The sequence below is a fragment of the Arthrobacter sp. CAN_A1 genome (assembly GCF_015751665.1).
GTDB lineage: Bacteria > Actinomycetota > Actinomycetes > Actinomycetales > Micrococcaceae > Arthrobacter_D.
Genome location: NZ_JADOUR010000008.1, coordinates 128,780 through 139,937, shown reverse-complemented (window position 1 = coordinate 139,937; position 11,158 = coordinate 128,780). Strand labels below are relative to the sequence as shown.

11 protein-coding genes are annotated in these 11,158 nt (G+C 65.9%); 2 read left to right on the top strand and 9 right to left on the bottom strand.

The genetic code is table 11. From position 1 onward, the window contains the following. The 5 genes from IWX62_RS11150 to IWX62_RS11130 form a co-directional block, all read right to left on the bottom strand. Positions 1 to 2,474: S8 family serine peptidase (locus IWX62_RS11150; RefSeq protein ID WP_196841489.1), on the bottom strand; the 2,474-nt coding region annotated here is incomplete at its 3' end. A 177-nt stretch (positions 2,475 to 2,651) separates the two neighbouring features. Next, on the bottom strand, positions 2,652 to 3,074 hold the full coding sequence (arfB, locus tag IWX62_RS11145) for an alternative ribosome rescue aminoacyl-tRNA hydrolase ArfB (protein ID WP_196841488.1): 423 nt from the start codon (positions 3,072 to 3,074) through the stop codon (positions 2,652 to 2,654). A gap of 45 nt (positions 3,075 to 3,119) precedes the next feature. After that, entirely contained in the window at positions 3,120 to 3,887 is a 768-nt protein-coding gene (locus tag IWX62_RS11140) for an SCO1664 family protein (RefSeq protein WP_196841487.1), read from the bottom strand. Beyond that, positions 3,887 to 4,450, bottom strand: a complete 564-nt coding sequence (locus IWX62_RS11135; RefSeq protein ID WP_196841486.1) for a DUF3090 domain-containing protein — start codon at positions 4,448 to 4,450, stop codon at positions 3,887 to 3,889. Before IWX62_RS11135 ends, IWX62_RS11140 begins: the two co-directional genes overlap by 1 nt. Before the next feature lie 18 nt (positions 4,451 to 4,468). Next, positions 4,469 to 5,173 carry an MSMEG_4193 family putative phosphomutase gene (locus IWX62_RS11130; RefSeq protein ID WP_196841485.1) on the bottom strand — a complete coding sequence of 235 codons (705 nt, stop codon included), beginning with the start codon at positions 5,171 to 5,173 and terminating at the stop codon, positions 4,469 to 4,471. 182 nt (positions 5,174 to 5,355) lie between these two features. Here IWX62_RS11130 and IWX62_RS11125 point away from each other — a divergent pair, with 182 nt between their 5' ends. Together IWX62_RS11125 and IWX62_RS11120 are read left to right on the top strand one after the other, a co-directional pair. Continuing rightward, positions 5,356 to 5,658 carry a DUF4193 domain-containing protein gene (locus IWX62_RS11125; protein ID WP_196841484.1) on the top strand — a complete coding sequence of 101 codons (303 nt, stop codon included), beginning with the start codon at positions 5,356 to 5,358 and terminating at the stop codon, positions 5,656 to 5,658. Between the two features lie 100 nt (positions 5,659 to 5,758). Next, positions 5,759 to 6,202: a hypothetical protein gene (locus IWX62_RS11120; RefSeq protein ID WP_196841483.1), complete on the top strand. Its 444-nt coding sequence runs from the start codon at positions 5,759 to 5,761 to the stop codon at positions 6,200 to 6,202. A 102-nt stretch (positions 6,203 to 6,304) separates the two neighbouring features. Here IWX62_RS11120 and IWX62_RS11115 read toward each other — a convergent pair whose 3' ends face one another. From IWX62_RS11115 to IWX62_RS11100, 4 genes are read right to left on the bottom strand one after another with little or no spacing between them, the layout of a single operon-like run. Then, positions 6,305 to 7,537, bottom strand: coding sequence for a kynureninase (locus tag IWX62_RS11115; RefSeq protein ID WP_196841482.1), 1,233 nt, complete (start codon positions 7,535 to 7,537; stop codon positions 6,305 to 6,307). 9 nt (positions 7,538 to 7,546) lie between these two features. Next, entirely contained in the window at positions 7,547 to 8,494 is a 948-nt protein-coding gene (locus IWX62_RS11110) for a MaoC/PaaZ C-terminal domain-containing protein (protein ID WP_196841481.1), read from the bottom strand. Beyond that, positions 8,491 to 9,825 carry a 3-oxoacyl-ACP reductase gene (locus tag IWX62_RS11105; RefSeq protein WP_196841480.1) on the bottom strand — a complete coding sequence of 445 codons (1,335 nt, stop codon included), beginning with the start codon at positions 9,823 to 9,825 and terminating at the stop codon, positions 8,491 to 8,493. The genes IWX62_RS11110 and IWX62_RS11105 overlap by 4 nt, the downstream gene beginning before the upstream one ends. Beyond that, positions 9,822 to 11,153, bottom strand: coding sequence for an acetyl-CoA C-acetyltransferase (locus IWX62_RS11100; protein ID WP_196841479.1), 1,332 nt, complete (start codon positions 11,151 to 11,153; stop codon positions 9,822 to 9,824). Before IWX62_RS11100 ends, IWX62_RS11105 begins: the two co-directional genes overlap by 4 nt. Positions 11,154 to 11,158: the final 5 nt, after the last annotated feature.

The window sequence follows — 11,158 nt, the reverse complement described above, 5'->3', positions numbered from 1 at the left end:
TTGTTGGTGGAAACGTCCCCGAAGGGTGACCTGGCCGGTGCGGTGTAGGAGGGGCTCCCCGCCATCCGGTACATGAACGCTGCCATCGCATCCCGGTTCACGGAGGTCAGCGGCCGGTAAGTCCGGGTCCCGTTGGCTTCGGTCCACCCGGTGCTGATTCCTTCGGCGGCCAGCCAGGACATCTCCTGGTGGAACTGGGTTCCGACCGGAACATCCTTGAACGGCACCGGCACGGCGTCGGTTTCGATCGAGGTGCTGGAGCTGGTGGTGTAACCGGCCTTGACCCCGGTAGCCTTCACGCTCAAACGCTTGGTGGCGTCCGCGGCGACCGGCTGGTAGGTGATGGAGCGGGCTCCGGAGATCGGCACACCACCACGCAGCCACTGGTAGCTGACGGTCGTGCCGGAAGCCCAGAGGCCCGATGCGGCAGTCAGCGTGTAGCCAACGGCTGCGAATCCGCTGACGGTGGGCTTCACGGCTGCGAGTACTCCGGGTAACACGGTTTTCGATGGGCTCGAGGAGCGGACCGTCGAGGCCAGGGAGCCACTCTTGCCGGTGACCTGGATTTTCAGGGTCTTGCCGAGGTCAGCTGCGACCGGCGTGTAGGTGGCCGCGGTGGCACCCGGAAGGACTGCGCCGTCGCGCAACCACTGATAGGTCAGAACCGTTGGAGCAGGCTTCCAGGTCCCGATGGTCGTGGTCAGCGCCACACCGACCTTGGCGGTGCCCGAATTCGAGATGACAGGTGTCGGTGCGACGACGTCGCTGGCCGGGTCGGTGATGACCGCGGTCTGGGCTGACGTGCGGGTAGCGGAATCGAAGCCGGTCTTCCTCCCGGTAACCTTCACGCTCAGCTTCCTGCCGGCATCAGCGGCCGTCGCGTGATAAGTGATGGCGGTGGCACCGGAGATCGCTGCACCGTTGCGCAGCCACTGATAGGCCAGTGCGACAGGGGTTGGGCCCCAGGAGCCGGCCCCGACGGTCAGGGTGGAGCCGACACGTGGGTCACCGGAGATGGTAGGCACAGCGCCCACCACGTCAGGCAGCTGGGGTGCGACGGCGTTGACTGCAGCACTGGCATCGACGATGCCGGTACCGCATCCACCGAAACATGATCCCGGCAGTGGCCTGGCGCTGTCCTTGAGGGTCTGCTCCACCTGGGTGGTGGTCAGGTTCCTGTTGACGGACAACATGAGCGCGGCCGCCCCGGAGACATGGGGAGCAGCCATCGAGGTGCCCTGCATGAAAGTGTAGGCTTCAGCGCCCGGCGAATATGCTCCCTGGTTGGAGGTGGAAAGGACGCCGCCCTCGTAGCCGAAGGTGAAGTCCCCGCCCGGGGCACTCACATCGACATCCGAACCGAAGTTCGAATACGGTGCCTGCGCGCCTTCACGGCTCGTGGCGCCGACAGTGATCACGTCCTCACAGCTGGCCGGCGAGGTGAAGAAAGCATCACCTGCGTTGTTCCCGGCGGCGGCAACGACGACCACGCCCTGACTAACCGCATAGTTGATCGCGTTCTGGTAGGTCGTCCCGCAGTGCGCGGCTGTACCCAGGCTGAGATTGATCACCTGCGCGGGGTTCGGGTTGGCTGGAATCCCGGCGACGGGTCCGCCGGCCGCCCAGATGATGGCGGGGGCAATGTCGCTAAGCCATCCACCACACACACCCATGACGCGCAGGTGTTGCACCTTGGCTTTGTGGGCTACCCCGGCAACACCTGCTGTGTTATTTGCCTGGGCGGCGATAGTACCGGCGACGTGGGTGCCATGCCAGGATGAGGTCTCAGCGCCGCACGCATCACCGGCATCGGAAGGGTCCGGGTCGCGCCCGCCGCCGTCGACGCTCACAGCTGGATCAGTGATGAAGTCGTAGCCCGGGACGGTGTTCGCCGCCAGGTCGCTGTGCGGGGTGCTTCCGGTGTCGATGACGGCCACGGTAATACCGGTCCCCACGGATGTATCCCAGGCGTCCTGGACGCGCATGCCACCCGGGGCCTCAAACAGGCTCCACTGGAACGGATACAGCGAGTCGTTCGGTGCTGTGGCCATGGTGGTGGCGAACAGATCAACCTCGGCATACTCGACATCGGCCCGGGCTTCGAGAGCCACGACAACGTCCTCGATCTGGCCGTCGGTGAGGTCCTCGGCAGCCTCCAGGATGACGCCGCTGTCACCGGTGCGGCGGAGTTCCTCGACCACGACGCCGAGACCCTCGGTGACATCGACGGTATCGGTGCGGCTCCCGGAGCTGGCCCGCGCCGTGTCCTTGAACTTGACGATGAACCGGTCGGGTTGCTCCGCTGTCGGATCGTCAAGGACCGGTGCCGGCACAACCACCTCGGAGGGGAGAGCATCAACGGAGGGGGACGCGGGTTGGGCGACGGCCGGGCCGGCGGTCAACGATCCGAGCAGCAGTGCTGCAATGGAAAGGGATGCCACTGGCTTGAGCAGGGTACGCGGACTGGCTGTCATATTCTTCCTTGGGACGAGGCCGGGCCGGACCCCTGGCAGATGCCAGCGGAACATACGGACAGTGAAGGTACATTTGCACCCATGTGTGCGGACAGACCTTGGCATCTCCCCCACGCCGAACTATAGCCGTGCGAGGGGAAGATCAGCCGTCCTCGGCGGTCCACCTCTGCGGTGCCGCTACTCGGCGGCTGGGCGCCGCCGGTTGCGTTTGGTGGCGGAGCGGCTCTGCTTGGCAGCGACGTGGCGCCGGACGGAGCCGCGGGTAGGTCTGGTGGCACGACGCTGACGTGGATCGGGTGCCAGACCGGTAGTCACCAGTTCAGCGAGCTTTCGTAACGCTGTTTCCCGGTTGCGCAGCTGAGACCGCTGTTCGGACGCCACGACGGTGACCGTTCCGGCCACCAGACGCTGACCGAGCCGGGTGAGCAGCAGTGTCCGTTGGTCGTCGGACAACACCGACGATTCGGCGACGTTCCACGACAATTCGACGCGGCTGTCTGAGGTGTTCACATGTTGCCCGCCTGGGCCGGATGACCTGGAAAAGCGCCAGCCAAGTTCGCGCTCAGGAATGACGAGCGTTGGCGACAGGTCAAGATCCATGCGACCAGCCTGACACATCCTGCGAAGCCTGTGGCAGCGGCTTTCCTAGAAGAGCGGCCAGGGCATTGCGGGCATCTGACCGGTCGGGGCGGGGAACCGTGCGGCACTGCGGAGCTGGGCGCAGCGTGCAGCGAGTGACGCAATTTCTTCGGCGGTCAGGAGATCTCCCAGGGTTCGACCCAGCTCCCCCTGGAGCCCCGCGCTGACCCGGTCGACGCCGTCAAGCTCGTCGGCGGTCAGCTCATCGCCCAGCCACCCCCACAGGATGGTGCGCAACTTGGGTTCACTGTGGAACGTGAGACCGTGGTCCACGCCGTGCCGGCGTCCGCCGCTCATCGCGAGAATGTGGTCGCCCTTACGGTCGGCGTTGTTGACGACGACGTCGAACACGGCCATCCGCCGCAAGGCCAGCGAATCCTCGTGAATGAGCGTCACGAGCCGTTCCTTCTCGTCGCGCCCCTCAAGGACGTGTTTCCAGCCGATCTCGGGGACGTCATCGGAGTCGACCAGGTCCACGGCGGTCTGGTCGGGGTCCTGGTCCTGCCAGAGCTGGACCATTCCCTGCCCCATCGGGCCATCACGCAGCCAGGTCTGCGGTACGACGTCCCAGCCGAGAGCCTCTGAGACCAGGTAGGCGGCCACCTCGCGGTGGGCCAGGGTGCCATCCGGAAAATCCCACAGCGGGTGCTCCCCCGCGATCGGTTTGTAGACGACCACCGCATCGTCGATGCTGCCGAGGAAGGTGGCGTTTGACGCCGTCGTGACGCGACCGGTAAGCGTCAACTCGGCGGTCACCAGGTCGGGTTCCTTCATCAGGCTTCGGAAGGCGCGCAGCTATGCCCACCGGGGTCAACCGGTTCACCGCAGAGCGGGCAGGTGGGGCGGCCGGCGCCAACAATCTCGCGAGTGCGTTTGGCAAAGGCGCGTGCGGTCCCGACCGGTATGCGCACCCGCAGCATTTCCGCGGCTTCCTCAAGCTGATCGAGCGATTCGTCGTCGATGGTACCGTCCTCATTGGCCTCGACCTCGGCGATGGGATAGGCCTCGATGACGAGCTGCACCGTGGTGGGATCCCACCCCAGGCTCATGGCGCCGGTTCTGAACTGCTCCTCGACGGGTTCGAGCTGTTCATTGTCGACGAGTTCGATGGGGGTGCTGGCGGGAATGCTGAACGGGTTGCCCTCAAGCGTGATCAGCTGGTCGAGAATCTCGTCTATCTTCTCGGCGAGCTGAGCCGACTGCTGCTTCTCCAGCGCGATGCTGACAATCTGGGTCCCTGCGCGGACCTGCAGGTAGAAGGTACGGGCCCCCGGAAGGCCGATCGTGCCGACGACGACCCGATCGGGCCAGGTGAATTCGTGAACTTTAGTAGGCATACGTCTATTTTAGGCGTATCAGGTTCGTGGTGCCCGTTGCCCCGCGCCGCCGCCCACTGGCGCATCGCCGGTGAGCGAACTGCCCGATAACCACGACAGATCCCCCGCATCGGTGTTGGTCGCGTAGACGCTCGGCCGGCTCGTTCCGTAGTTGACGATGGACACGGAGGCTGGGCCCACATTGATGCGTTGGAACAGATCAAGGTGCATGCCGAGCGCGTCGGCGAGGATCGACTTGATGATGTCGCCATGACTTACCGCCACCCAGACGGCCCCCGGCCCGTGCTCGGCCTCGAAGGCAGCATCGTGGCGGCGAATTGCTGCAACAGACCGCGCCTGCATCGCGGCCATGGATTCGCCACCCGGAAAGGTGACGGCAGACGGTTGGGACTGCACCACCGACCATAGTGCCTCGGTTGCGAGGTCGGTGAGCGTCCGACCCTGCCATTGGCCGTAGTCACATTCGGTGAGATTGAGATCGAGATTGGGCGGTGCGAGCGGCGCCCCGGACCGGCGTTCCATGATGAGCTGGGCGGTCTGCTGGCACCGCTCCAGGGGGCTGGACACGACACCGACCACGGGGACGGCCGCAAGCCGGTCACCGGTCAGCGTCGCCTGGTCTCGTCCCACCTCGTCCAGGTTGACGCCGGCGGCCCGGCCCGCCAGCAGTCCTGCGGCGTTTGCTGTGGTGCGGCCGTGCCGCACGAGAATTACTGTAGCCATCTGCCCAGCCTAATCACCCGCCCGGCGAACGCTGTGCCTTGCGGCTGTTGTCGCGGGAAGTTGATCCTCCGATCAGGGAACTTAATGTGCACTCCGAACGCTATTAGCGTAAGCCGGCCAATAACGGCCGGCGCTCCCTGTACTCTGGTTGATCACACAACTGAAGGAGAAGCTACCCCCGCATGGCAACTGACTACGACGAACCACGCGTCAGGCCTGAAGACCAGCCTGTCAATGAATCGCTTGAGGCGATCCAGGCTCAGCGCAGCGCCACCACCCAGTCCTCCACCATCGACACCGATGAAAGTGACACCGCCGAGGGCTTTGATCTTCCCGGCGCTGTTCTTGAGGAAGAACTCCTGATCTCCGTCATTCCGGAACGGGAAGACGAATTCACCTGCATGTCCTGCTTCCTCGTGAAGCACCGCACCCAGCTTGCCCGCGAGAAGAACGGCGCCAAGTACTGCGCCGAATGCGAAGGCTAGTCCCGGCCTCTTCCGAATTTCTGTAGCAGCAGTGAATGTCCGGTGGTAGCCTGCTTCCACCGGCCTACCGGGGCGGGTATTTCATCCACGGGGGAATGTGATGCGCCGCTCCGCCACTTACTTTTTCTGGGTCCTCGTCCTGGCACTCCTTGTCGGGTGCTCCAGTACGATCGACCCTGCCTATTCGGTGTTCGGGGTTGAGCAGGCGACTGCCGACAAGATCCCGCCCGGCGATAGTGCGGCGATCGCTGACCTAGACCCGGGATCGACGCGCCTTCTCGGCGAATTCAGCGGCTACACCTTTTACGCGGCCTATGCACCTGGTCGGCCCGAGACAACTCCCTTCGGACCGATGCTCTGTCTCATCGCGGTGCTGGAAGGCTCCCCGGACCATGCCGCCTCAAGCTGCAGTGCTGGCGTGTCGGCGGAGCTCGGGATGGGCGTTCCAGGCGCGGAACTGATGCTGGTTCCGGACACGTTCAACGCCTCGGCGCTGATTGAAGACGGGTGGACTCGCGTCCATCAGAACCTTCTGGCGCTGTGAGCCGCGTTCGCCGGGGGTGCCTGACCCGTTCACCGATGTGCCTGCTCTCCAGCGACAGGCACGCCCCAACTGATCATCCGCCCCCTCCGGAGGGGCGGATGATCAGGGAAGGGGCAGGCTCTCAGCGATCCGCTCGATGCCACGGTAGGTTTCCTCGAAGGACGTCGACAGAGGCGAAAGTCCCAACCGGATGCCCGCCGGATTGCGGTAGTCGGGGATGACCCCCTTCGCCCACAGCTCCGGGACCAGGTCGCGGAACGCGGGATGGTCGATCGTGAGGTGGCTGCCGCGCTGGTGTGGGTCGCGCGGCGACGCGATCACGACGCCGGAACCCGCCATCAGTTCCTCTACCGCGTCGATGGCGAAGGATGTCAACGCGATGGACTTCGCCCGGATGGCTGGCATGCCCACCTCGCCGATCAGGCCCAGCATGTCCTGCATCGCCAGCATTCCCATGATCGGCGGGGTACCCGAGACGATCCGCCGGATGCCGGCGGCCGGCTCGAAATCCGCCCCCATCCCAAATGGATCGGCGCTCCCCAGCCACCCCTGGATGGGCTGCTGGAAATCCTTGAGATGGCGCTGCGCTACATAGGCCCAGGCGGGAGCGCCCGGGCCGCCGTTGAGGTACTTGTAACTGCAGCCAGTCGCGTAGTCGACGTTCCAGGCGTCGAGCTGGGCGGGCACCGACCCCACCGAGTGGCTCAGGTCCCACAGGACCAGCGCGCCGGCGTCGTGCACCACCTCGGTAATCGCCGGGACGTCGGCAAGGTGCCCCGACCGGTACGCCACGTGGCTCAGAACCACAAGAGCGGTCTGCGGGCCAACGACGGCGGCGACGTCGGCGGCAGTGGCACCGCCGTCGTACTGCAGGTCAACCCAGCGCAGCTGCAGCCCACGCTCAGTGGCGATACCCTCCATGATGAAACGATCGGTGGGGAAATTGTCCCGGTCGACCACAATTTCGGTACGGCCCGGACGGGTGGCCACTGCAGCGCGGGCAAGTTTGTACAGCAGCACGCTCGTCGAATCAGCGACCGTGCACTGACCTGCGGCCGCGCCGAGCGCTACCCGTCCAATCAGGTCGCCCACCTGCTCCGGCAGCTCAAGCCAGCCCTCGTCCCACCCCCGGATCAGCCTGCCGGCCCACTGCTCCCGCACAAAGGACTCAAGGCGCCCAAGGGTGTCGGTGAGGGGCCGGCCCAGGGAATTTCCGTCCAGGTAGGCGACGATGTCAGGGTCGTCGTGGCCCTCAAACCGTGACCGGTATCCGGCCAGCGGATCCTCGGCATCAAGGGCGCAGGCACGGGTCAACAGGGATATATTCTGGCTCATCGTCCTAGTTTAGGCTTGAACCTCGGGCAGTCGGGTGAGCGTGCCGGTGAAGTGTTCGCGGCCTCGCTGCGCATTCCAGGCGGTGATCCTGGCCTCGCGCCAGGACCCAGCCTCGTGCTGGGGCTCGATGGCGACGGCCACGCGGGAGGGCAGCAGCACTGGAGACCGGAAGTCGATGCTCCACGCGAAGGACTCGATCCCCGCGGGTTTGCTCTCTTGCACCATGCGTGAGGCGAGGTACATGCCATGGGCGATGGCCCGTTTCATGCCGAGTGCCCTGGCGGCCAGCGCGTTGAGGTGGATCGGGTTGTAGTCACCCGACACTGCGGCGTAGCTGCGGCCGGTGCTGCCGGGAAGATCCCATCTGGCGGTGAGGTGGGGTGCCGTAAACACGCCGCGTTTCTCCTGCGGAGCGCAGTCGGGAATCCCCTCTGGTGGTAAAGCACTGTCCGCGGCCAGGGACGTGCCTTTGGCCAGGTAGGTGGAGCGTCCTGTCCAGACGGTCTCGCCGCCGACCGTGACCTCGGTGACAAGGTCCAGCTGCGTTCCAGTGTGGTGCGGTCGCAGCTGCTCTGCCCAGGCAGAGACGTCGAGGGTTTCACTGAAATGGACCGCCCGCCGGTGTTGCACTTCGTTCCGCAGGTGGATCATGCCGAGCAACGGGAGTGGAAAATCCCGGCGAGCCATGACGCTCATCGCCACTGGAAAGGCAAGGGTGTGGATGAAGCCCGATGGCAGCAGATCGTGTGCAGGGGCGCCGATCACCTGCTGGAAGCGGGTCAGCTCAGGTACCGACGGCTGGAGTCCGGCGGCAGTGTGGCGCACTGCAGGCAGCGCGAGGGTGCCGGAGCCTTTGCGAGACCGCCCACCGGTCCACGGCAGGGGGACACTGCCGAGCACGGCACTGCGATACAGCGACGGCAGGCCTGGAACAACGTCCAGGACCACCTCACTCATGCGCCCACCAGGGACTGCCCGCAGACGCGAAGCACCTCCCCGTTGATGCCAGCCGCGGCGGGCGACGCGAGGAACGCAATGGTTTCGGCGACGTCGATCGGCTGGCCACCCTGCTGCAGGCTACTAAACCGCCGGGCCACCTCACGGGTGGCGAACGGCATCCGCGCGGTCATCTCCGTTTCGATGAACCCGGGGGCGACTGCGTTGATGGTCCGCCCGGAGCCTTCGAGGGCCGCGCCGGTACTCCTGACCATGCCGATGACCCCTGCCTTGGACGCCGCATAGTTGGATTGGCCCCGGTTCCCCGCAATGCCGCTGGTGGAGGCGAGGCAGACAATGCGGCCCGACGCCGAGAAGGTATCGGAGGCCAGAAGTGACCTGTTGACCCGCAGCTGGGAGGCAAGGTTCACTGCCATGACCGATTCCCAGCGGGCGGCGTCCATGTTGGCCAGTAGCTTGTCGCGCGTGATACCGGCGTTGTGCACCAGCAGGTCCAGGGATCCATACCGGTGCTGCACGTGCTCAAGAATACGGCTTGCCGCGTCCTCGGCGGTGATGTCGAGTTGCAGGGCGGTGCCCCCCACCCGGTTTGCCACTGCGGCGAGTTGCTCTCCCGCCGCCGGAACGTCAACCACGACCACATGGGCGCCGTCGCGGCTCAGGACCGCAGCGATCTCCGCTCCGATCCCCCGGGCGGCTCCGGTGACGACGGCGGTCTGGCCCGCGAGCGGGCGCTCCTCGTCCTGTGGGCCGGACTGTGGGCTTTCGCCGGCGGTGATGAATTGGCCGTTGACGAAGGCACTCTTGCCGGAGAGCAGGAACCGAAGGGCGCCACTAGCGGACTCCACCGGGGCCTCCCCGCGGAGCAGGATCCCATTGGCGGTGGCCCCGGCACGCAGCTCACGGCCAATTGACCTGACCATCCCGTCGATGCCCTGACGCGCCGCCGCTTCAGCGGGGTCGGTGGATTCCAGCGCAGGGCGGGAAACGGTGACTATCCGGCCACCGCGGGCCAGCTGCCGCAGCGCCTGACCGAGTTCCAGGACGGGTGCGGCGAGGTCGCTGGGATCAGCGACGGCGTCCAGCACGACAACGATCGCGCCGAGTTTCTCACCCGGCCGGGCGTGACGGCGGACGTCCTGATTCCAGTCCAGCAACCGGGTGGCGAGGGTGTCCGCTCCAGCGCCGGTGCCGAGGACCAGCAGTGGACCTGGAACGAGCGGCGCACCCTGTTTGTGGCGGCGCAGGACCGCAGGCCGTGGCAGCCCCAGCTTCTTGGCGAGCGTTCCGGCGGGACCGGAGTTGACCAGGGTCAGGTAGTTGTCAGTCACTGTTCGCGTGCCTCCAGGATAGCGACGACGCCCATGCCACCGGCGGCGCAGACGGAAATGAGTCCCCTGCCGGAACCCTTCTCGGCGAGGGTCTTGGCCAGCGACGCGACGATCCTGCCGCCGGTGGCCGCGAACGGGTGGCCCGCGGCGAGGGATGAGCCGTTGACGTTCAGTTTGTTGCGGTCAATGGTGCCGAGGGCGCCGTCGAGACCGAGCGTGTTCCGGCAGAAGTCCTCGTTCTCCCAGGCAGCCAGTGAACTGAGGACGGTACCCGCGAAGGCTTCGTGGATCTCGAAGAAGTCGAAGTCGTCAAAGGTGAGCCCGTTGCGCTGTAGCATCCGGGGCATGGCGTAGACCGGTGCCATCAGGAGGCCTTCGGCTCCGTGGACGAAGTCGACGGCCGCTGCCTCGGCGTCCACCACATTGGCGAGCATGGGCAGATTGTTCCGGCGGGCATAGTCTTCGGAACCAAGCAGCACGGTGGCGGCGCCGTCGGTCAGCGGGGTTGAGTTGCCGGCGGTCATGGTCGCCGCGGCGGACAGCCCCTTCCCGAAGACGGGCTTCAGCTTGCCGAGTTTCTCCAGTGAGGTATCGGCCCGGACGTTGGCGTCCCGGGTGACTCCGCGGTAGGGCGTGACCAGGTCGGAAAAGAACCCGCGCTCATACGCTGCGGCAAGGTTGTGGTGGCTGTTCAGTGCCAGCTGATCCTGCGCTTCGCGGGTGATCTCCCAGTGTGCGGTGGTGATGGCTTGGTGCTCGCCCATGGACAGGCCGGTGCGGGGCTCGCCCGTGGTCGGAGCGTTGGGGGCCAGATCCTTGGGGCGGAGGCGACCGAGGATCGAGAGCTTTTGCGGGACGGTCTTGGCCCGTGAGAGGTCAAGCAGGACCCGGCGCAAGCCCTCGCTGACGGCGATGGGAGCGTCGGAAGCCGAATCCACACCGCCGGCAATCCCCGATTCGATCTGGCCCAGTTTGATCTTGTTGGCCAGGCCGATCACAGTCTCCAGGCCGGTGGCGCAGGCCTGCTGCACATCATAGGCGGGGGTGTCGGCGGCCAGCGCCGAGCCGAGCACCGCTTCGCGGGTCAGGTTGAAGTCGCGGGAGTGCTTCAGCACTGCGCCGGCAGCAACCTCTCCGATCCGCTCCCCCTGGAGACCAAAACGGGCCACCAGACCGTCCAGGGCTGCTGTCAGCATGTCCTTGTTGGACGAGTAGGCGTAGGCGCCGCCGGACCGCGCGAACGGGATCCGGTTCCCACCGATCACCACTGCGTTGCGGACTGATGTGAGGGGCTGCGCGCTGCGCTGGCCTGTTGCCTGGTCGACCATGCTGT